Annotated in this window: 20 protein-coding genes; 12 read left to right on the forward strand and 8 right to left on the reverse strand. The window is 72.9% G+C overall.

The window, feature by feature from the left end; translation table 11 throughout:
- Positions 1–186: 186 nt before the first annotated feature.
- Positions 187–534 (reverse strand): DUF4238 domain-containing protein, encoded by a 348-nt coding sequence (locus PHZ_RS22590; RefSeq protein ID WP_148216797.1) that lies wholly within the window; start codon positions 532–534, stop codon positions 187–189.
- A gap of 121 nt (positions 535–655) precedes the next feature.
- Between PHZ_RS22590 and PHZ_RS05590 the strand changes: the two genes are divergently transcribed.
- Together PHZ_RS05590 and PHZ_RS21510 are read left to right on the forward strand one after the other, a co-directional pair.
- Positions 656–943 (forward strand): hypothetical protein, encoded by a 288-nt coding sequence (locus tag PHZ_RS05590; RefSeq protein WP_148216798.1) that lies wholly within the window; start codon positions 656–658, stop codon positions 941–943.
- A 564-nt stretch (positions 944–1507) separates the two neighbouring features.
- Positions 1508–2341 carry a terminase small subunit-like protein gene (locus tag PHZ_RS21510; protein WP_148216799.1) on the forward strand — a complete coding sequence of 278 codons (834 nt, stop codon included), beginning with the start codon at positions 1508–1510 and terminating at the stop codon, positions 2339–2341.
- A gap of 7 nt (positions 2342–2348) precedes the next feature.
- Here the strand turns inward: PHZ_RS21510 and PHZ_RS05600 are convergent, their stop codons facing one another.
- Positions 2349–3704 (reverse strand): spinster family MFS transporter, encoded by a 1356-nt coding sequence (locus PHZ_RS05600; RefSeq protein WP_012521584.1) that lies wholly within the window; start codon positions 3702–3704, stop codon positions 2349–2351.
- Positions 3705–3814: 110 nt separating this feature from the next.
- Between PHZ_RS05600 and PHZ_RS05605 the strand changes: the two genes are divergently transcribed.
- The 3 genes from PHZ_RS05605 to PHZ_RS05615 are packed head-to-tail and all read left to right on the forward strand — an operon-like array spanning position 3815 to position 5270.
- Positions 3815–4441: a glutathione S-transferase gene (locus tag PHZ_RS05605; RefSeq protein ID WP_012521585.1), complete on the forward strand. Its 627-nt coding sequence runs from the start codon at positions 3815–3817 to the stop codon at positions 4439–4441.
- Entirely contained in the window at positions 4438–4971 is a 534-nt protein-coding gene (locus tag PHZ_RS05610) for a DUF1697 domain-containing protein (RefSeq protein WP_012521586.1), read from the forward strand. The genes PHZ_RS05605 and PHZ_RS05610 overlap by 4 nt, the downstream gene beginning before the upstream one ends.
- Positions 4972–5003: 32 nt before the next feature.
- Positions 5004–5270, forward strand: a complete 267-nt coding sequence (locus PHZ_RS05615; RefSeq protein ID WP_041373255.1) for a hypothetical protein — start codon at positions 5004–5006, stop codon at positions 5268–5270.
- A gap of 3 nt (positions 5271–5273) precedes the next feature.
- Here PHZ_RS05615 and arsB read toward each other — a convergent pair whose 3' ends face one another.
- From arsB to PHZ_RS05630, 3 genes are read right to left on the reverse strand one after another with little or no spacing between them, the layout of a single operon-like run.
- Positions 5274–6335 carry an ACR3 family arsenite efflux transporter gene (arsB, locus tag PHZ_RS05620; RefSeq protein ID WP_012521587.1) on the reverse strand — a complete coding sequence of 354 codons (1062 nt, stop codon included), beginning with the start codon at positions 6333–6335 and terminating at the stop codon, positions 5274–5276.
- A 29-nt stretch (positions 6336–6364) separates the two neighbouring features.
- Positions 6365–6706, reverse strand: a complete 342-nt coding sequence (locus tag PHZ_RS05625) for an ArsR/SmtB family transcription factor (RefSeq protein ID WP_012521588.1) — start codon at positions 6704–6706, stop codon at positions 6365–6367.
- A 49-nt stretch (positions 6707–6755) separates the two neighbouring features.
- Positions 6756–7220, reverse strand: a complete 465-nt coding sequence (locus PHZ_RS05630; RefSeq protein WP_012521589.1) for an ArsI/CadI family heavy metal resistance metalloenzyme — start codon at positions 7218–7220, stop codon at positions 6756–6758.
- Between the two features lie 134 nt (positions 7221–7354).
- Between PHZ_RS05630 and PHZ_RS05635 the strand changes: the two genes are divergently transcribed.
- The gene (locus tag PHZ_RS05635) at positions 7355–7708 is read left to right on the forward strand and encodes a DUF1428 domain-containing protein (protein ID WP_012521590.1); all 354 of its coding nucleotides are present in this window, start codon (positions 7355–7357) and stop codon (positions 7706–7708) included.
- A 558-nt stretch (positions 7709–8266) separates the two neighbouring features.
- Here the strand turns inward: PHZ_RS05635 and PHZ_RS21515 are convergent.
- Together PHZ_RS21515 and PHZ_RS05645 are read right to left on the reverse strand one after the other, a co-directional pair.
- On the reverse strand, positions 8267–10234 hold the full coding sequence (locus tag PHZ_RS21515; RefSeq protein ID WP_049758150.1) for a sensor histidine kinase: 1968 nt from the start codon (positions 10232–10234) through the stop codon (positions 8267–8269).
- 349 nt (positions 10235–10583) lie between these two features.
- A complete protein-coding gene (locus PHZ_RS05645) occupies positions 10584–10976 on the reverse strand; it encodes an endonuclease domain-containing protein (protein WP_012521592.1) in 393 nt (130 codons plus the stop codon).
- A 337-nt stretch (positions 10977–11313) separates the two neighbouring features.
- Here PHZ_RS05645 and PHZ_RS05650 point away from each other — a divergent pair, with 337 nt between their 5' ends.
- From PHZ_RS05650 to PHZ_RS05660, 3 genes are all read left to right on the forward strand, one after another.
- Positions 11314–11529, forward strand: coding sequence for a hypothetical protein (locus tag PHZ_RS05650; RefSeq protein ID WP_041373258.1), 216 nt, complete (start codon positions 11314–11316; stop codon positions 11527–11529).
- 64 nt (positions 11530–11593) lie between these two features.
- Positions 11594–14092, forward strand: coding sequence for an ATP-binding protein (locus PHZ_RS21520; RefSeq protein WP_187149101.1), 2499 nt, complete (start codon positions 11594–11596; stop codon positions 14090–14092).
- A 95-nt stretch (positions 14093–14187) separates the two neighbouring features.
- Positions 14188–14463, forward strand: coding sequence for a hypothetical protein (locus PHZ_RS05660; RefSeq protein WP_041373260.1), 276 nt, complete (start codon positions 14188–14190; stop codon positions 14461–14463).
- A 6-nt stretch (positions 14464–14469) separates the two neighbouring features.
- Here the strand turns inward: PHZ_RS05660 and PHZ_RS23015 are convergent, their stop codons facing one another.
- Positions 14470–14625 carry a hypothetical protein gene (locus PHZ_RS23015; protein WP_183281129.1) on the reverse strand — a complete coding sequence of 52 codons (156 nt, stop codon included), beginning with the start codon at positions 14623–14625 and terminating at the stop codon, positions 14470–14472.
- 115 nt (positions 14626–14740) lie between these two features.
- On the opposite strand from PHZ_RS23015, the gene PHZ_RS05665 reads away from it, so the two are divergent.
- The 3 genes from PHZ_RS05665 to PHZ_RS05675 are packed head-to-tail and all read left to right on the forward strand — an operon-like array spanning position 14741 to position 19049.
- Positions 14741–16702: a TonB-dependent receptor plug domain-containing protein gene (locus PHZ_RS05665; RefSeq protein WP_012521594.1), complete on the forward strand. Its 1962-nt coding sequence runs from the start codon at positions 14741–14743 to the stop codon at positions 16700–16702.
- Positions 16702–17238, forward strand: a complete 537-nt coding sequence (locus PHZ_RS23020) for a YfiR family protein (protein WP_012521595.1) — start codon at positions 16702–16704, stop codon at positions 17236–17238. The genes PHZ_RS05665 and PHZ_RS23020 overlap by 1 nt, the downstream gene beginning before the upstream one ends.
- On the forward strand, positions 17235–19049 hold the full coding sequence (locus PHZ_RS05675; RefSeq protein ID WP_012521596.1) for a response regulator: 1815 nt from the start codon (positions 17235–17237) through the stop codon (positions 19047–19049). The genes PHZ_RS23020 and PHZ_RS05675 overlap by 4 nt, the downstream gene beginning before the upstream one ends.
- Positions 19050–19051 lie beyond the last annotated feature (2 nt).

Raw genomic sequence — 19051 nt, forward strand, 5'->3', positions numbered from 1 at the left:
CCAGACTGCGAAGAGAAGCGTGACCCGCGTGAACGACCGCCGGCCATCAAGCCATCAGGAGCTTGACCCCCATGCCCGATTAGAGAAGCGGACGTTCTCCTGCCGCTCAAATCCGGACATTCGCGCGGGCAACTACTCGACTGCCGAGGCGGAGTTGTCGCCAGCGATGCGCAGACGGCGGATTCTCTAGCTAGGGCAGTTCGGCTGTCCCTTTCCAATGGGACCCGGGATCGGTTCTTCACCGAAATTGCGCAAGCGTCGCTCGACGAACGGCAGCTGGGAGTCATTCGTCCCGATCACGAAGTCCACGGCGCAGCGGGCGATCTGATCGTTGACGTACCGCACCAGCGCATTCGGGGAATTTCGCTGCAGGAGCCTTGCAGTCTGCTCTCTGCCATTGGTGGCGACGAACAGCTTGGTCGGCGACAGCGGAAATAGTAGCGCCGCGCGCGGGTCCTTCCAGCCGTGCGTTGAGATGAGGGGCCGATCGCTCGTCAGGAGCGAATGGGGCGCACCCTCGACGAAGCGGCTCATTCCCGCGCCTCCGACACCGTGATGTCAGGAGTCTGAGCTGCTTCGCCGGTTCATGCAGTCTCCGCCGTTGCGTACAAGAGTATATTCCCACACGCTTAAGCTCTGCCGCGACGGGGACGCGATGTTCGCCTTTGACCTCTTCCGCCTCGCCGTCTTCTCGGTGCTGGCCTACTGCGGGGCGATGTTCTGGGCGTGGTGGAGGGCAGAGCGGCTACGCTCTACGCCCGGCGCCAAGACCGCGCTTCCTTCCACAACCGGGTTCTTCACCGGCGCCGCCTTCCTTTGGATCTGGGGAGGGCATCATCGGCAACTCAACGACAAGGCATTGTCGCTCGCTGTTCTGCTTGCCAGAGCCTTCTTTGTGATCGCCATGGCGCTGTGGGCGGCGTCGATCTTTCAAGGCCTCTGAGTTCTTACACAGCCTCAGTCACGAGCGGACAAGCGTCAGACCGTTGGCCGGCCGCGTCCTCTGCGACAACGAGCGGGTGCTTCATAGGCTTCTCCGTGGTCGCTCCTCACCCTCTCCCTCTCTGGCGCGGGGCGGCCGGGGGAGAGGAGGGGGCGGGGCAGGGTGAGGGGCCTTGCCGGTGGGCTCGGCGGATGGGGCCGGCCCCCTCCACCGCTTCGCGGTCCCCCTCCCCCGATGGGGGAGGAGCGGGGGGTGTTCTGTTTTTGTTCTTGACATTTGCGCGCGTTTCTGGCAGGGTTTGTGGCAGTCGTCGCAGGTGCGCGCGGGGCCGGCCTGAGGGGTTGGCCTGAGCGGGTGGGCTGAGCGGCCGGCCGGATAGGCGCGGCGGCGGGTTTTCGGACAGGTTTGGAGCTGGCGCCGGGTCGGCGGGCGGAGGGGCGTGGGAAGGGATTCCCCGCGCTCCGCGCGCGCCCTGGCGTGGGAGAGCGGCGCGCTCCCCGGGTACGTCCTGGGGGGGCGCCTTTTTTCGTTTTCGCCGAGGCGAAGCGGGGCGGGGAGGCTGGGATGGGCGCAGAAGTTCCGGGGAGGGCGGCGGGGCGAGCGGCGGGGGCGCGGGTGCGCTGGTCGCCGGGGATGGCGCGGCAGGTGCTGGCCCGGACGCGGAAGGGGGAGACCCTGCGCGGCATGTGCCGCGAGCCCGGGATGCCGAACGTGCGCACGGTGACGAAGTGGATGGCGCAGCGGGGGCTGTTCCGGCGCGCCATCGAGGCGGCGCGGATCGAGGCGGGGCGGGGCTCGGCGATCGGGCGGCCCTGCGGCTACTGCCGCGAGACGGCCGAGGCGATCTTCGTGCGGCTGTGCGGCGGGGAGGCGCTGTCGGCCATCTGCCGCGACCCGCAGATGCCGGCGGCCTCGACGGTGTACGCCTGGCTGGCGCGCGAGCCGCAGTTCGCCGAGGCCTACCGGCTGGCGCGCGAGGTGCAGGCCGACGCCCTGGCGGCCGAGGGCTGGGAGCTGGCCAAGGCGGCGACGCCCGACACCGCGTTCCTGGCCAAGGTGCGGCTGGAGCACCTGCGCTGGTACGCCGCCAAGCTGGGGCCCAGGACCTGGGGCGGGCTGAAGGCGACGAGCCCGGCCGAGCCGCCCGAGATGACGGTGATGTGCATGCGCCGGTTCTCGCTGGAGGTGGACGCGCGCGGCTGGAAGCGGGTGGTGAGCTGGTACCCCGACCCCGAGACCCGCACGCCGGTGATGGAGGAGCCGGGGCCGTGGATCCCGCCGTCGGACGGCGAGGCGACGGCGCGCCGGCTGAAGGCGCTGGAGGAGGATCCCGAGGCGGCCGAGCGGCGCCGGGCGGGGTGGAACGCGGCGCCGTCGGACCCGGAGGGGTGGACGTGAGGGGGGCTTACGAGACGGAGTCGACGGGGAGGGTGCGGCGGGCGAGCCAGAAGCCGAGGAAGGCCAGGACGCCGGTGCAGGCGGCGGCGATGAGGGCCCAGCGGATGCCCTCGGCCGAGCCGAGGCCCTGGCCGACGTTCAGCCAGTCGGAGAGGGCGCCCACCGCGAGGGGGCCCAGGCCCAGGCCCACGAGGTTGACGATGAACAGCAGGATGGCCGCGCCGGTGGCCCGCATGTGCGGCGGCACGATCGACTGGGCTGTGCCGTAGACCGGGCCGTACCACATGGTCCCCAGGAAGTAGCTGAGGGTGAGCAGGGCCAGCGCCACGAGCGCGGAATCCACCAGCACCGCGGCGCAGTAGACGGGCACGCCCGCGAGGCTGGCGATGGCCGGGGTGACCATGTGGTTGCCGACGTTGGTCTTGCCCACCGCATCGGCGATCCAGCCGCCGAGCCAGGCCCCGAGCGCGCCGCCGACGCCGGCGATGATCCCGAGCGCCAGGCCCAGGAAGCCGACGGGGCCGAGGCCGAAGCCGGCGGCCAGGGCGGCGATCTCGCCCTCGTGCACGCGCAGGAAGAAGCTGGCGGTGAAGGGGGCGTGGCCGTAGCCGATGAACGCCTTGATGGCGGCGCCGAGGGCGATCAGCCAGAAGGTGGGCTTGGCGGTGAGGTAGCGCACCGTCTCGCCGAAGGTGGCCTGGGCGGCCTTCACCTGCTCGGCGTGGCGGGCGAGGATGCGGCGCGGCTCCTTCAGGGTGGTGAAGGCCAGGATCGCGAAGACGATGCCGGGCAGGCCCGCCACCAGGAAGGCCATCCGCCAGCCGTAGGCGTCGGCGATCAGCCCGCCCAGGACCAGGCCCAGCAGGCTGCCGAGCGGGGTGCCCATCGAGTAGAACGCCAGGGCCGAGGAGCGCTTCTCCTTGGGCACGTAGTCGACGATCAGCGAGTGGGCGGGCGGGGTGCAGCCGGCCTCGCCGACGCCGACGCCGATCCGGTAGAGCACGAGCTGCCAGAAGTTGCCGGCGGTGGCGCAGAGCGCGGTGAAGCCCGACCAGACGGCCACCGAGCCGCCGATGATGTAGGCCCGGTTCTTGCGCTCGGCCAGGCGCGCCAGCGGGATGCCGAGCACGGTGTAGAAGAGGGCGAAGGCCAGGCCGCTCATCAGGCCCAGGGCCGTGTCGGACAGGCCGAGGTCGCGCTTGATCGGCTCGGCCAGGATGTTGATCACCTGCCGGTCCAGGAAGTTGACGATGTAGATGCCGAGCAGCAGCCCCATCGCATAGCGGGTGTAGGCGCGGGAGAACGGCGGGGCGTGGTCGGGCGCAGTGGCGCTCTCGACGCCGGGGGTGACGGCGGCGGTCATCGGGGGGCGCTTCCTGGTCTTGTCGTTCTTATGGAATTGGAGGTTGACGGGCTGACGCCGCGGGCGGCAAGCGCGGAGTTGTTTCAGTCTCGCAAGGAAGGACGCGGCCCATGCAGCTCGTGATCGGGACGAAGAAGTGGTCCACCTGGTCGATGCGGCCGTGGCTGGTGCTGAAGCGGGCGGGGATCGCCTTCGAGGAGGTGCTGATCGAGCTGCGGCAGGAGAACGACCGCACGTTCGAGCAGATCCGGCCGCACTCGCCCTCCGGGCTGGTGCCGGCGCTGAAGCTGGATGACGGAACCGTGATCGTGGATTCGCTGGCGATCAGCGAGTGGGCGGCCGAGCAGGTCCCGGCGCTGTGGCCGAAGGACCCCGTGGCGCGGGCGCTGGCCAGGGCCGCGGCGGCCGAGATGCATTCGGGATTCGCCTCGCTGCGCGGGGAGTGCCCGATGGACCTGGCCGCCCAGCCCCGGGACGTGGAGCTGTCGGAGGCCACGCACCGGAACATCCGCCGGATCGTCGAGCTGTGGACGGGGATGCTGGACCGCTTCGGCGGGCCGTTCCTGGCGGGCGAGTGGTCGGTGGCCGACGCCTTCTACACGCCGGTGGCGACGCGCTTCCGCACCTACGGCGTGCGGCTCTCCGACTTCGGCGACGACGGGCGGGCGGGGGCCTACGCCGCGCGCCTGCTGGAGCAGCCGGAGTTCCTGGACTGGGAGCGGGCGGCGCAGGGATGAGGCCATTGGCGGTGCTGCTGCGGGCGGTGAACGTCGGCGGCCGGACGCTGAAGATGGACGAGTGGCGCGCGCTGCTGGCGGCCGAGGGGTTCGAGGAGCCCGAGACCCTGCTGGCCAGCGGCAATGCGGTGGTGATCAGCGCCGAGCCGGCGGCGGCGGTGGAGGACAAGGTGGCCGCGGCGCTCCAGCGCGAGCTGGGCCTGGCCGCCGAGGCGTTCGTGCGCGACCTCGGCCAGCTGGAGGCGACGATCGCGGCCAATCCCTTCGCCGACTTCGCGCAGGAGAGCCCCTCGAAGCTGATGGCGGTGTTCCTGAAGGGCGAGGCGCCGCAGGACCTCTCGCCGCTGGAGCGGTACGCCACGATGGGCGAGCGGTTCGCGCCGGGGCCGGGCTGCCTCTACATCGCCTATCCGGAAGGGGCGGGGCGCTCGAAGCTGGCGAACGCGAAGCCGCCCGGCGGGCCGGGGACGGCGCGCAACTGGAACACGGTGCGCAGGCTGGCGGAGCGTCTGGCGCAGCTGGCGCGTTGAGGCGGGGACCAATGGAGGAAGGGACCCCCCGCATGAAGACCGCCCCGCTCGCGATCGCCGCCGCCGCCGCGATGACCCTGGGCCTAGCCGCCTGCGAACGGCCGACCGGCACCGCGCCGGAAGGTTCCGAGGTGGGGGCGGCGATGCCCGACACCTCGCAGCCGCGGAACGCCGACCCGCTGATGACCGCCCCCGACGCGGGCCAGACCGGCGTGGTGCCGCCGGAAGGGCCGCCGGCGGTCGCCGAGACGCCGCCGACCGGCACGGCGGGCGGGGTCGCCCAGCCGACGCCGCAGTAGGGCCTAGCGGCCGGCCAGCCGGCGCACGGCGGGGCCGGCCTCGTACCAGCCCCGCGTGCGGTTCACGATCGCCACGACGCTGAGCATCACCGGCACCTCGATCAGCACGCCCACGACGGTGGCCAGCGCCGCGCCCGAGCGGAAGCCGAACAGGCCGATGGCCGCGGCGACCGCCAGCTCGAAGAAGTTGCTGGCGCCGATCAGGGCCGAGGGCCCGGCGACGCAGTGCGCCTCGCCGGTCCAGCGGTTCAGCAGGTAGGCGAGGCCGGCGTTGAAGTAGACCTGGATCAGGATCGGCACCGCCAGCAGCGCGATCACCGCCGGCTGGGCCAGGATCTGCTCGCCCTGGAAGCCGAACAGCAGGACGAGGGTCGCCAGCAGGGCGGCCAGGGAGGCCGGGCCGATCGCCGCCAGCGCCCGCTGCAGCCCCGCCTCGCCCCCGGACTCTCCGCCGCGGCGCAGGAGGGCCGCGCGCAGGCCCTGCGCGAGGATCACCGGGACGACGATGTAGAGCCCCACCGACAGCAGCAGCGTCTGCCACGGCACGACGATGGCCGACAGGCCCAGCAGCAGGCCGACGATCGGGGCGAAGGCGACCACCATGATGGCGTCGTTCACCGCCACCTGGCTGAGGGTGAAGTTCGGCTCGCCTCGGCACAGGTTCGACCAGACGAACACCATGGCCGTGCAGGGGGCGGCGGCCAGCAGGATCAGGCCGGCGATGTAGGAGGGGATCTCGCCGGCCGGCAGCCAGGGGCGGAACAGCCAGCCGATGAACACCGCGCCCAGCAGGGCCATGGAGAAGGGCTTCACCGCCCAGTTGACGAACAGGGTCACGCCGATGCCGCGCCAGTGGCGGCCGACCTGGCGCAGGGCGCCGAAATCGACCTTCATCAGCATGGGCACGATCATCAGCCAGATGAGGCCGGCGACCGGCAGGTTGACCTGGGCCACCTCCATCGCGCCGATGGCCCGGAAGGCGGCGGGGAACAGCTGGCCGAGCGCGATCCCGGCGACGATGCAGAGGGCGACCCACAGGGTCAGCCAGCGCTCGAACAGGGACATCGGCTTGGGCGCCGGAAGGGCGGCGGCGGTCATGGGGCGTCGCAGGCGCGGCCGGCCGCCTCGGCGAGCGGCGCGCAGATCTCGGGCTTGCCGGCGCAGCAGTCCTCCATGAGGAAGGCCAGCAGGCCGCGCATCTGGTCGTAGCCGGCGGTGTAGATGATCGAGCGGCCCTCGCGGCGGGACGCGGCGAGCCCGGCGGCGGCGAGGATGCCGAGGTTGGTGGACAGGGTGTTCGGCAGGGCGCCGGTGGCCCGGGCGATTTCGCCCGCGGCCATGCCCTCGGCGCCCGCCCGGACCAGCAGCCGGAAGATCTCCAGCCGGCTGGGATGGGCGAGCGCGCTCAGGGCCTGGATGGCGGTGTCGGATTCCATGTTTCGGGAATGCCAGAACCGTCGAAACGAGCCAAGCGAAGGTTTCGTGTCAGCCGCAGCAGCTGGACGTCGCCGCGACGGGCGCGGCTACGGCGGCGGGGGCGAGCTTCGCCTGCGCCTCCTCCGGAGACTCCCCGTATGTCGTGGCCTCGCCGAAGGTGAAGAACGTCTCCCAGCGCAGGCCCGCCGGATCGGACACCCAGCTCTTGTCGGAGCGGGCGTAGCAGCAGGTCGTGGCCTCCTGGTCGAAGGTCTCGGCGCCGGCGGCCTTGAGCCGGCCGGCCAGCTCGGCGAGCTCGGCGGCGCTGTCCACCTGGACGCCCACGTGGTCGAGGCCGGCGGCCCCGGTGGAGGCGGCGCGGGTGGAGATGGCGAAGTTCACGCGCGGATCGTCCAGCATCCACTTGGCGTAATCGTCCTTCACGACCGACGGCTGGGCGCCGAACAGGGTGGCGTAGAAGGCGATCGACTTGTCGAGGTCGGGCACGTTGACGTGCAGGTGCAGGCGCTTCATGTGCGGCTCCAAGGTTCAATAATTCGAGAAATATAGAATAATGGGCGGCTGTCAACGGCCGTCGGACGGGCCGTTGTCGGGACGGGCGTGCGATCTTCGTCCTAGGGTGAGAGCAGCAGACGAAGGAGGCTCGCATGCCCTACGTGGACGGTTTCGTGCTGGCGGTGCCGAAGGCCAATCTCGAGGCCTACAAGGAGATGGCGAGGCTGGGCGCGCAGGTGTGGATGGAGCACGGCGCGCTGTCGTACGTGGAGTGCCTGGCCGACGACGTGCCCTACGGCGAACTGACCTCGTTCCCGCGCGCCGTGCAGGCCAAGGACGACGAGGTGGTGGTGTTCTCGTGGGCCACCTATCCGGACCGGGCGGCGCGCGACGCCACCATGGCCAAGGTGATGGCCGACCCGCGCCTGAAGAGCGACCCGGCGACCATGCCCTTCGACGGCAAGCGGATGATCTGGGGCGGGTTCGAGAGCTTCGTGGCGGTGTAAGGGGGGGCTTGCCGGCGGCTCGGAGCGTGGGGCCGGCCCCCTCCACCGCTATCGCGGTCCCCCTCCCCCGATGGGGGAGGAGGGTGCGGCTTCGGCGCCCGCCTGAGGGTCGCCTTGGGAGCGTAGATGGACGGGCAGGCTGTCCCCCTCCTCCCCCCTCGGGGGAGGGGGACCATGCGCAGCATGGTGGTGGGGGCTTGCCGGGTGCTCGGAGCGTGGGGCCGGCCCCCTCCACCGCTATCGCGGTCCCCCTCCCCCGATGGGGGAGGAAGGTGCGGCTTCGGCGCCCGGCTGAGGGTCGCCTTGGGAGCGTAGATGGGCGGGCAGGCTGTCGCCCTCCTCCCCCCTCGGGGGAGGGGGACCATGCGCAGCATGGTGGTGGGGGCTTGCCGGGTGCTCGGAGCGTGGGGCCGGCCCCCTCCACCGCTATCGCGGTCCCCCTCCCCCGATGGGGGAGGAGGGCGCGGCTTCGGCGCCCGGCTGAGGGTCGCCTTGGGAGCGTAGATGGACGGGCAGGCTGTCCCCCTCCTCCCCCCTCGGGGGAGGAGGGGGCGGGCGTCAGCGGGCGAGGGGGGCGCGGAGGCGGCAGACGACGCCTTCGGGGCGGTAGTCGAGTTCGGCGGGGGCGCCGAGTTCGGCGGCGAGGCCCTGGATCAGCAGGCGCGAGCCGAAGCCGGAGCCCCGGCCTTCCGGCGGGGTGACGGGCGGGCCGCCGGTCTCGCGCCATTCCAGCTCGACGGCGTCTCCGGCCGGGGCGAAGCGCCAGGCCACGGCGACGCGGCCGCCGGGGACGGAGAGGGCGCCGTACTTCACCGCGTTGGTGGCGAGCTCGTGCAGCGCCATGGAGACGGCGAGCGCCACGTTCGGCGCGACCCGGGCGGTGGGGCCCTCCAGAAGGACGCGCGGCGCCTGCGGGTCGTTGTAGGGCCGCACCGCCTCGCGGGCGATCTCGGACAGCTCGGCGCTCTCCCAGTTCTCGCGGGTCAGGACGTTGTGGGCGGCCGAGAGCGCCAGGAGCCGGTCGGTGAACCGGTCGCGGGCCTCGCGGGTGACCATCCCCTCGCGCAGGGTCTGGTGGGCCAGCGACTGGACGGTGGCCAGGGTGTTCTTCACCCGGTGGTTCAGCTCGTTGATGAGCAGCTGCTGGCGCTCCTGGGCGCGGCGGGCGTCGGTGACGTCCATGGCGATGCCGACATAGCCCTGGAAGGCGCCCGAGGAGTCGAACCGGGGCTGGGAGGACGCCCGCATCCAGCGGTACTGGCCATCGGCGCCGCGGAAGCGGGCGGTCCAGTTGAAGGGCGTCAGCTCGGCGAGCGCGGCCTCGCGCACCGGGCCGACCCGCTGGAGGTCCTCGGGATGCATCAGGGCGAGCCAGGCGTTCCCCATCAGCTCTTCCGGGGACTTGCCCGCCAGCTCGCTGAAGGCGCGGTTGACGAACTCGATGCCGCCGGCGGCGCTGGTCACCCAGACGGGGGCCGGGGCGCTGTCGGCCATGGCGCGGAAGCGGGCCTCGCTCTCGCGCAGGGCGATCTCGGAGCGGGCGCGGCCCAGGGCCGACCAGGTGCGGGCGGCGACGTCCTCGGCCAGGGCCACGTCCTCGGGCGTCCAGGCGTGGGGCTCGGGGCAGCTGGAGAAGACGAAGGCCTCGAGCCGGCCCTCGCGCACCAGCGGCACGTCGAGCAGGGCGCCCACCTGCACGCCGCGGTAGCCTTCGGCGAAGGCGGCGGTGCGCGGATCGGTGGTCACGTCCCGGATCAACAGCGGGCGGTCGGCCTTGAGCGTCGCGAGCGCCTCGGAGCCGAAGATGTCGAGGGAGAGGGTGACGCCGGTGAGGCGCTCGACGTCGCCGCGGCTCCAGTCGCCGAGGATGACCATCCGCGCGCCGTCCTCGCTGATCTGGGCGTAGCCGGTGCGGGCCGCGCCGAGCCGCTCGCCCAGCAGGCGCGCGGCGGCGGCGAGGATCTGCTCGGGATCGGAGAGGGCGCGCAGGGTGTCGGCGACCTCGAGCATGAAGGCGCGGCGGCTCTCGAGCTGGGCCAGGCGCTCGGCCTGGGCGCGTTCGCGCTGGGCCTGCGCCCGCCGCTCGGTCACGTCGCGGAAGTTCAGGCAGAGCCCGTCGTGCAGCGGGAAGACGCGGAACTGCAGCCAGCGGCCGGGATGCAGGTCGGAGGGGACCTCCTCCTCGGCGGTGATCCGCTCGGCCATCGCCCGGGCGAGGAAGCGCCGCAGGGCGCCCTCGGGCGGGTTGTCGACGAGGTCCCAGATGACCTGGCCGAGCGCGGTCTCGGGATCGAGGCCCAGGTGGGTCGCGGCGGCGCGGTTGCAGTAGGTGATCCGCCAGGCGAGGTCGAAGGTGATGAATCCTTCGCCCAGGCCGTCGAGGATGTCGGCGACCCGGCGCTCCAGATCGCCGGCGGCCGTCGGGCCGGGCTGAGGCGCGATGGTCTGCGAAATGGCCGTTCCCCCCTCGAACCAGCTGCACCGTAACGCGTCCGCGGAACCCGCGTTCCGCCCTGAGCCTCGCACGCGGGAGGCGGGCCCGGCGAGGGGGTTCGTCGTGGGGCGAATGGACGCTGGGGCGGGGCGTGAGAAAAAATGCGACGGCGGCGGGAACGCCGAATCCGGAACGGCGTTTTCCGATCCGACCGCACGAAGCCCCCCCCCGCGTGACGGTCGGAAAGGCCGGCTCCGCACACTCCCCTCGCATTCCCCTGGACCCGAGCGGAGCCGGCCGATTTCCCCCTGACAGTCGACGATTGGACGCGGTGCGTGACGCATCACGCACCTCCTCCCCCATCGGGGTGGGGGAGCATGCGCAGCATGGTGGTGGGGGCTCGCCACCTAGCTCGGCGGATGGGGCCGGCCCCCTCCACCGCTATCGCGGTCCCCCTCCCCCGATGGGGGAGGAGGGGGGCGGGCGTCGACGGGCTTCGGCGGCGATGGCGCGCAGGGCGGCGTCCATGTCCTCCAGGACGAGGCTGGCCGAGAGGCGCAGGGTGCGGATCCCGCGGGCGGCGAGCCAGGCGTCGCGCTCGGCGTCGCGTTCCTGGGCGCGGCCGAGCCAGTGGCGCTGGCCGTCGACCTCGACGCAGAGGGCGGCGGCCTCGCAGTAGAAGTCGAGCACGTAGGAACCGATCGGGTGTTGGCGGCGGAAGCGGAGGCCGTCGAGGGCCTTGCCGCGCAGGACGCGCCACAGCCGGACCTCGGGCGGGGTCATCCGCCGCCGCAGGGCGCGCGCCCGGCCCACGGTCGCCTTCGGTGCGTACATGGAGGGGCAGGCTATCACCCTCCTCCCCCGACGGGGGAGGGGGACCATGCGCAGCATGGTGGTGGGGGCTTGCCGGGGGCTCGGAGCGTGGGGCCGGCCCCCTCCACCGCTTCGCGGTCCCCCTCCCCCGAGGGGGGAGGAGGGGTGGGGGGGAGAGGAAGGGGGGTGGGCCCCGGCGCTCGGAGCTTCGCCGGGGCCCGGCGACGGGGGGAAGCTGGTCACGTCCCTCGAAGTCCCGTCGCGGCGCCACAACCGGGGGTCGAAGGGCATTGTTCCGGGCCGACCGATGAAATGTGGAGCGGGAACGGCAGGGGCCGGTCGCTCGTTTGGGCGCCCGATGCGTGAACCCGATCCTCAAAGGAGCGCCGCGCTGCGGCTGCTGATCGGCGCGGCCCTGGCCGCGGCGCTGGGGTCGAGCGCCGGGGCGGCGCTGCGGCCGGCGCCGGCCGAACGGGGCGGGCCGGCGGCGCCGCAGCAGATCTACCTGGACGGGGTGGCGCTGAGCGCCGCCGAGCAGTCCGGGGGCGGCTGGCCGGCGCGGGCGCGGAGCTAAAGCCGCCCCCGCTGCCCCCGCGTTAACGGAATAGAGGGGCGTTGCGCGGTCCAGTTGAGGGATGGTGACCGCGTTCCCCCCGCTCGCGCCCGCCGGCGCGGCCCTGTTGTGGCGCATCGCCCTGCTGGTCGCGGTGGTGGCGGGCCTGTCGTACGTCGGCATGGTCGCGCCCAAGGAAGCCGGCAAGGTGGCCCCGATCTGGCTGGCTAACGCCCCGGTGCTGGCCTGCCTGCTGCGGGCCCCGGTCCGGAACTGGTGGATCTGGGTGGCCGCGGGCCTGGCCGGCAGCCTCGCGGGAGAGATCGCGGCGGGCGGGCGGCTGGAGCCCAGCGTGGCGCTGTCGCTGTGCAGCAGCCTGGAGGTCGTGCTGTGCGCGACGGTGGCGGGCAAGCTGATCGGCGGCCAGATGGACGTGACCCGCGCCTGGCACCTGGCCGCCATGGCCCTTTCGGCCTGCCTGTCGGCGGTGATCTCGGCGACGCTGGCCTCAAGCTACCTCGGGCTGATGGGCGAGGGACGGTTCCTCGACCACCTGATGCTCTGGTCGGTGTCGAACGCCCTGGGGCTGACGCTGCTGACGCCATGCCTGCTGGTGCTGGTGGAGTGGCGGGGCTGGCTGGCGGAACGGCCGATGTCGCGCGCCGGGGCGGCCTCGCTGACCGGACTGGCGGGCCTGGCGGTGGCCGTGTTCGGCCAGGACAGCTGGCCGCTGACCTTCCTGATCCCGCCCGCGATCCTGGTCGCCTGCCTGACGCTGGAGATGTTCGGCGCGGCGGTGGCTGTGATGCTGACCTGTTCGATCGCGGTGGGCTTCACGCTGAAGGACCACGGCCCGCTGGCCATGACGAGCGGCGGCTGGACCGCGCGGCTGATGGTGCTGCAGCTGTTCCTGCTGGTGGACGCGCTGCTGGCCTTCCAGGTGGCGGCCCTGCTGCGCAACCGGCGGCTGATGCGCGAGGAGCTGGAGGCGGCCCGCCAGGAGGCCGAGGCGCGCGCCGCCGACGCCGAGGAGGCCAAGTCGCAGTACCGGCTGCTGGCCGAGCGGGTCACCGACGTGATGAGCCGCTCCACGGTGACGGGGCAGATCACCTACCTGTCGCCCAGCGTGGTCAAGCTCTCGGGCTTCTCGCCCGAGGACCTGGTGGGGCAGCAGATGCTGGAGGGCGTCCATCCCGAGGACCAGGCCGCCTTCCTGCACGCGCACATGGACATGCTGCGCGGCCGCCGCGCGCCGGGAACGCCGATCCGCTACCGGGTCGCCTGCAAGACCGGCGGCTGGGTGTGGATCGAGGGCAACCCCTCGCTGGTGCGCGACGAGCGGGGGCGTCCCGTCGAGTTCGTGGACGTCTCGCGCAACGTGACCGAGCGGGTCGAGCTGGAGGCGCGGCTGGCGGCGGCGGTGGCCGAGGCCGAGCGGGCGGCGACGGTGAAGTCGGACTTCCTGGCCAACATGAGCCACGAGATCCGCACGCCGCTGACCTCGATCCTGGGGTTCGCCTCGTTCCTGGACGAGCTGAAGCTGCCCGAGCCGGCGGGGGGCTACGCCGCCAAGGTGACGACCGCCAGCCGCACGCTGCTGGCCATCGTCAACGACGTGCTGGACTTCTCGAAGCTGGAGGCCGGGCGGCTGGAGATGAAGCCGCGGCCCACCGACCCGGCCGAGTGCGCGCGCGACGTGCTGGACCTGTTCGGGCCGCAGGCGCAGGCCAAGGGGCTGGAGCTGGTGCTGGAGCCGGCGGCGCCGGCCGTGGCGATGATCGACGCCGACCGGCTGCGGCAGGTGCTGATGAACCTGGTCGGCAATGCGGTGAAGTTCACCCAGTCGGGCTCGGTGCGGCTGTCGTGCGCCTACGATCCGGCCGAGCGGCGGCTGACCTGCAAGGTGGCCGACACCGGGCCCGGGATCGGGGCCGCGGCGATGGAGAAGCTGTTCCAGCGCTTCAGCCAGGTGGACGGCTCGACGACCCGGGCGCACGGCGGGACGGGCCTGGGGCTGGCGATCAGCAAGGGCCTGGTCGAGGCCATGGGCGGGCGGATCGGGGTGGAGAGCGCGCCGGGCCGCGGCTCGACGTTCTGGTTCGAGGCCCCGGCCGAGCCGGCCGCGGCGGCGCCGGCCGAGGCCGACGAGGCGCCGGACGTGCAGGTGATGGCCGGGGTGCGGGTGCTGGCCGCCGACGACAATCCGCAGAACCTGGAGATCGTCCGCTCGATCCTGACGCCGCTGGGGGTGGACCTGACCGAGGCCCAGAGCGGGGCCGAGGCGGTGGAGGCGGCGCGCCTGGCGCCCTTCGACGTGATCCTGATGGACCTGCGGATGCCGGGGGTGGACGGCTGGGCGGCGGCGAACGCGATCCGGGAAGGCCACGGGCCGAACCGCGACGCCCCGATTCTGGCGTTCTCGGCCGACGTGGCGCCCGACCGGCGCGAGGCGATGGGCGTGTTCCAGGACCTGGTCAGCAAGCCGATCGAGCCGCCGGCGCTCCTGCGGGCGATCCTGCGCTGGACGCTGGCGGAACCGGCGGCGGCGGACGGCGAGGAGTCCTCGGGACGGGCGGCCGGTTGAGGCCGGGCGGAACAAAACCGACGCGGGAACATCATTTGCAGTTGTCAAGCTGGCGGCGGCGCGCTTCGCTCGTCGGTTCGAAGAAGGCCTCACGCATGAACAGCCTCGCCCCCGCAGCCCAGATCGCCGCCATCGCCGCGGCCGTGAGCGGGCCGTTCCTGGCGGGGCTGGCGGTGGTGATGTGGTCGAAGGCCCGCGCCGCGCGCCGCCAGCAGCGGCTGGCCGAGCTGGAGGGCGACCTGCGCGGGCTCTATGGCAAGGTGGCCGAGGACGCGGTGCCCGAACGGCTGGCGATGGTGGTGGACGCGCTCGAGGAAGGCCAGGCGCTCAAGCCCGCAGGCAAGGCCGCCGACAGCAAGGCGCCGGCTTAAGGGGCGTCAGCCGCGCGAGCGTTTCCAGAACACCTGCACGGCCAGGACGATCAGGCAGACGACCAGCAGGAAGCCTGCTATGGCGCGGGCCGCGTCCACGAGGAATCCCACGACCGCGAGCGCCACGATCGCGGCGATGAGGATGCCGATCCATTTTCCCATGACCGGGGAATGCGCGCGGGAGCTTCGGCGTTCCGGTGACGGTGAAGCTTTTTTCGCCCTCGTGCGTTTGAACACGACCGGCGGCGCGGGGGCGCCGCCCGAGCAAGGGGGGGTCATGCGGCGGAGAGGCGAGGGAGTCCGGACGCGGCTGGCGGCCGCGACGGCGGTCGCGGCGCTGGCCGGGGCGCTGGCCGGGGCGGGGTTGACCGCCGGGACGGCGCAGGCGGAGGAGGCGGCCGCGCCGCCGGGACCCGCCCAGGCGCTGGGCGAGCTCTCCATCGAGGAGCTGTCGCAGGTCAACGTGACCTCGGTCTCCAAGCGGCCCGAGCCGCTCGGCCACGCGGCGGCCTCCATCTACCTGATCACCAACGAGGCCCTGCTGCGCTCGGGGGCGATGAGCCTGCCCGAGGCCCTGCGGCTCGCGCCCAACGTCGAGGTGCTGCGGATCGACGCCCTGGACTATTCGATCAGCAGCCGCGGCTTCGCCGGCTTCGAGAGCTCGAACAAGCAGCTGGTGCTGGTCGACGGGCGCAGCGTCTACACCCCGCTGTTCTCGGGCGTGGACTGGGACCAGCACCACCTCGTCATGGAGGATATCGAGCGCATCGAGGTGATCAGCGGGCCGGGCGGGACGCTGTGGGGCGCGAACGCGGTGAACGGCGTCATCAACGTGGTCAGCAAGAGCGCCTTCGACACCGACGGCCTGCTGGCGGCGGCCAACCTCGGGACGCTGGACAGCGACGTGCGGCTGCGCGCGGGTCGCCCGCTGGGCGACATCGCCGCGGGCCGGGTCTACGTCACCGCCTTCCGGCGCGGCGACCTGGAGACGGCGGACGGCGCCGACGCCAACGACGGCTGGGACGGCTGGCAGGCCGGCTTCCGGGTCGACGTGGCGGGCGACCGCGACACCTTCACCCTGCAGGGCGACGTGCAGGACGCCGACATCCCCGAGAGCCTGGGATTCGCCTCGGGCTATGCGCGGGGCGGCAACCTGGTGGCCCGCTGGACCCGGCGGACGGCCGGAGGGACACAGCTGGAGCTGCAGGGCTACTACGACGTCATGGAGCGCGAGGCGCGCCAGGCCCATGACGAGCAGCGGGTCTGGGACGCGGCGCTGCAGGTCTCGCGGCCGATCGGGACGCGCCACCAGCTGGTGGCCGGCGGCGGCTACCGGGTGACCAAGGACGAGTTCCGCACGCTCCTCGAGCCGCAGCTGCTGGCGACGCCGCGGCGCACGACCGAGATCGGCAACCTGTTCGTCGAGGACGAAATCGCCCTGACCCCCGAGCTGCTGCTGGCGGTGGGGGTGAAGCTGGAGACGAACAGCTACACCAAGGCCGAATGGATGCCGAGCGCGCGGCTCGGCTGGCGGGTGAGCGAGCGGCAGTTCCTGTGGGCCTCGGTGTCGCGGGCGGTGCGCAATCCCTCGCGCATCGAGCGGGACTTCACCATCGAGGGCCTGGTGCGGCCGGGCGTGATGGGCTCGGAGAAGCTGATCGCCTACGAGGGCGGCTGGCGCGGGCGGCTGACGCCGCGGGCGACCGCCTCGATCACGCTGTTCTATCACGACTACGACGACATCCGGACGAACGAGCTGACCCCGCCGGGGACCCTGCCGATCGTCGTCGGCAACGGCATCGAGGGCGAGACCTGGGGCGTGGAGGCCTGGGCCGACGTGCAGGTCACCGACCGCTGGCGGCTGAGCGTCGGCGGCGTGCGGCTGGAGAAGCAGTTCCGGATCAAGGACGGGGTCATCGACCTGTCGGGCTTCGAGGCCGCCGGCGCCGATCCCGCCTGGTGGCTCAAGGCCAACTCGCACATCGACCTGACCGACCGGCTGAGCCTGGACGTCGGGGTTCGCGCCTTCGACGCCATCCCGCGCCTGGCGCCGGCCGACTACGTGGGCGCGGATGGCTATGTGGAGGCCCAGGCGCGGCTCGCCTTCAAGGTGCGCGAGGACCTGGAGCTGTCGCTCACCGGCCTGAACCTGCTGCACGCCCGCCACGCCGAGGCCAGCGAGGCGCGGCGCAACGAAATCCCGCGCAGCGTCCACGTCGGCCTGCGCTGGATGCGCTGATGGGAGCACCCGCCCGGACCCGGCTGGCGGCGGCCGCGCTCGCGGCGGCGGCCCTCGCGCCCGCGGCGGCCGGCGCGCAGCCGCTGGAGACGCAGGTGAAGGCCGCGTTCCTCGCCAAGTTCGCCGCGTTCGCCTCCTGGCCCCCGGGCGTGCTGGAGACCGCGCCGGCGTTGCGCATCTGCGTGGTCGGCCGCGACCCGTTCGCCGGCGCCCTGGAGCGGGCCTCGCGCAGCCAGACCGTCTCGGGCCGGCCGCTGGCGGTGGTGCGGATGGCCGAGGTGGACCGCGGCTCGGGCTGCCATGTGATGTACGCCTCGGGCTCGGACCGGCAGTCGGCGGCCCAGGCGCTGGCGGCGGTGCGCGGCCAGCCGGTGCTGACGGTGACCGACGCGGCCCGCGGCGGCGCGCGCGGGATGATCCATTTCGTGGTGTTCGAGGAGCGGGTGCGGTTCTACGTTGACCTGGCGGAAGCCCAGCGCAGCGGCCTTGGCCTGTCCTCGAAACTGCTGTCGGTGGCGCTCACGGTGAAGCGATGAAGCTGGCCTGGCCTGACCTTACGGACCGTCGGCAGGTGGGACTCGCCTGGATGGCGGCGCTCGCGCTGACCGCCTTCGCGCTGCTGCTGGGCGGCTTCAACGAGCTCAACTACCGGCGCAGCACCGCGGCCGACGCGGTGGCCCAGGCCCAGCTGCTGGCCGGCAGCGTCAGCGGCGCGCTGGCGTTCCAGGACCGGGAGACCCTGAGCGAGCAGCTCGGCGCCCTGCGGCTGAACCCCGCCGTGGTCTCGGCGGCGGCCTACGACGCGCGCGGGCGGCCGCTGGTGGCCTACGCCAAGGAGGGGAGCGCGGCGCCGCCGCAGACCGCCCCGCCGCCCGGCGCGCGCCGCCTGGGCGGGGCGGTGCTGGTGACCCGGGAGGTGACCGAGTCCGGGGTCCGGCTGGGGGCCGTCTACCTCTCGACCCGGCCGCAGCCGCTGGCCGGGGTGCTGATGCGGCACGGCGGGCTGGCGGTGCTGACCCTGGTGGCCTACGCCCTGCTGGCGGTGCTGACCCGCGCGGGGCTGCAGCTGCAGCGGCGGGCCGACGAACTGGCCACGGCGAACGAGCGGCTGACCGTCGAGATGGCCGAGCGGGAGAAGGCCGAGGAGGCCCTGCGCCAGAGCCAGAAGATGGAGGCGCTGGGCCAGCTCACCGGCGGCATCGCCCACGATTTCAACAACCTGCTGCAGGTGGTGCAGGGCGCCTTCGAGCTGATCTCCCGGCGGGCGGACGATCCCGCCAAGGTGAAGGCCTACGCCGCCCACGGCCTGCACGCCACCGAGCGCGGGGCGAGCCTCGCCAAGCAGCTGCTGGCGTTCTCGCGGGCGCAGAAGCTGGAGCTGAAGCCGTTCGTCGTGGCCGACCTGATCCGCGACATGCGCCAGCTGCTGGTCCGCACCCTGGGGCCGAACGTGACCCTCGACTTCCGCTTCGACGACGACAAGATCGCGGTGGTCTCGGACCGCACGCAGCTGGAGCTGGCGGTGCTGAACCTGGCGATCAACGCCCGCGACGCCATGCCCGACGGCGGCACGCTGACCATCGTCACCCGCCCGAGGCCCATCCCGGCTGGCCACCCGACCCTGCCGCCGGACACCTACCTGGAGCTCTGCGTCTCGGACACCGGCAAGGGCATGCCGGCCGAGGTGGCCGAGCGGGCGTTCGACCCGTTCTTCACCACCAAGGGCGTCGGCAAGGGCACGGGCCTGGGCCTGAGCCAGGTGTACGGCGTCGCGCGGCAGGCGGGCGGCGAGGCGGTCATCCAGACCGCGCCGGGCGAGGGGACCACCGTCTCGCTGCTTCTGCGCCGCTCGGACGCCGCGCCAGCGGAGCGCCCCGAGGCGGCGCGCGCCGAGGCCGGCCACGCCGCGCCGCCGAACGCGCGGGTGATGGTGGTGGACGACGACGACGAGGTGCGGCGGCTGGTCTGCGACAGCCTGGACCTGCTGGGCTACGAGGTGGAGGCGGCCGGCGACGGCCCGACCGCCCTGGCCGAGCTGGACCGCGTCCAGCCCGACCTGCTGCTGCTGGACTTCGCCATGCCGGGGATGAACGGCGCCGAGGTGGCCACGGCCGCCCGGGCCCGGCGCGGCGGCCTGCCGATCGTCTTCGCCAGCGGCTACGCCGAGACCGACGCGGTGCGCCAGGCGGTAGGACGCGGGGCGGTGATCCTGCGCAAGCCCTTCGAGATCGACGACCTCGCCCGGGTGGTGCGCGAGGCGCTGTCGCAGGCGCCTCGGCCGCAAACCGGCCATGGTCCAGAAAAGGACACAGGCGGGTCGTTGACTTTGGACGGCGGCGCTCGCTGAAT

The sequence above is a fragment of the Phenylobacterium zucineum HLK1 genome (assembly GCF_000017265.1).
GTDB lineage: Bacteria > Pseudomonadota > Alphaproteobacteria > Caulobacterales > Caulobacteraceae > Phenylobacterium > Phenylobacterium zucineum.

Coding starts and splice junctions, on each gene's coding strand:
- PHZ_RS05615 (WP_041373255.1), top strand. CDS start 5,004: ATGAAGACCGCCCCGCTCGCGATCGCCGCCGCCGCCGCGATGACCCTG.
- PHZ_RS05660 (WP_041373260.1), top strand. CDS start 14,188: ATGAACAGCCTCGCCCCCGCAGCCCAGATCGCCGCCATCGCCGCGGCC.
- PHZ_RS05610 (WP_012521586.1), top strand. CDS start 4,438: ATGAGGCCATTGGCGGTGCTGCTGCGGGCGGTGAACGTCGGCGGCCGG.
- PHZ_RS05675 (WP_012521596.1), top strand. CDS start 17,235: ATGAAGCTGGCCTGGCCTGACCTTACGGACCGTCGGCAGGTGGGACTC.
- PHZ_RS21510 (WP_148216799.1), top strand. CDS start 1,508: ATGGGCGCAGAAGTTCCGGGGAGGGCGGCGGGGCGAGCGGCGGGGGCG.
- PHZ_RS05625 (WP_012521588.1), bottom strand. CDS start 6,706: ATGGAATCCGACACCGCCATCCAGGCCCTGAGCGCGCTCGCCCATCCC.
- PHZ_RS05645 (WP_012521592.1), bottom strand. CDS start 10,976: ATGTACGCACCGAAGGCGACCGTGGGCCGGGCGCGCGCCCTGCGGCGG.
- PHZ_RS23015 (WP_183281129.1), bottom strand. CDS start 14,625: ATGGGAAAATGGATCGGCATCCTCATCGCCGCGATCGTGGCGCTCGCG.
- PHZ_RS05630 (WP_012521589.1), bottom strand. CDS start 7,220: ATGAAGCGCCTGCACCTGCACGTCAACGTGCCCGACCTCGACAAGTCG.
- PHZ_RS22590 (WP_148216797.1), bottom strand. CDS start 534: ATGAGCCGCTTCGTCGAGGGTGCGCCCCATTCGCTCCTGACGAGCGAT.
- PHZ_RS23020 (WP_012521595.1), top strand. CDS start 16,702: ATGGGAGCACCCGCCCGGACCCGGCTGGCGGCGGCCGCGCTCGCGGCG.
- PHZ_RS05600 (WP_012521584.1), bottom strand. CDS start 3,704: ATGACCGCCGCCGTCACCCCCGGCGTCGAGAGCGCCACTGCGCCCGAC.
- PHZ_RS05590 (WP_148216798.1), top strand. CDS start 656: ATGTTCGCCTTTGACCTCTTCCGCCTCGCCGTCTTCTCGGTGCTGGCC.
- PHZ_RS05605 (WP_012521585.1), top strand. CDS start 3,815: ATGCAGCTCGTGATCGGGACGAAGAAGTGGTCCACCTGGTCGATGCGG.
- PHZ_RS05635 (WP_012521590.1), top strand. CDS start 7,355: ATGCCCTACGTGGACGGTTTCGTGCTGGCGGTGCCGAAGGCCAATCTC.
- PHZ_RS05665 (WP_012521594.1), top strand. CDS start 14,741: ATGCGGCGGAGAGGCGAGGGAGTCCGGACGCGGCTGGCGGCCGCGACG.
- PHZ_RS05650 (WP_041373258.1), top strand. CDS start 11,314: ATGCGTGAACCCGATCCTCAAAGGAGCGCCGCGCTGCGGCTGCTGATC.
- arsB (WP_012521587.1), bottom strand. CDS start 6,335: ATGTCCCTGTTCGAGCGCTGGCTGACCCTGTGGGTCGCCCTCTGCATC.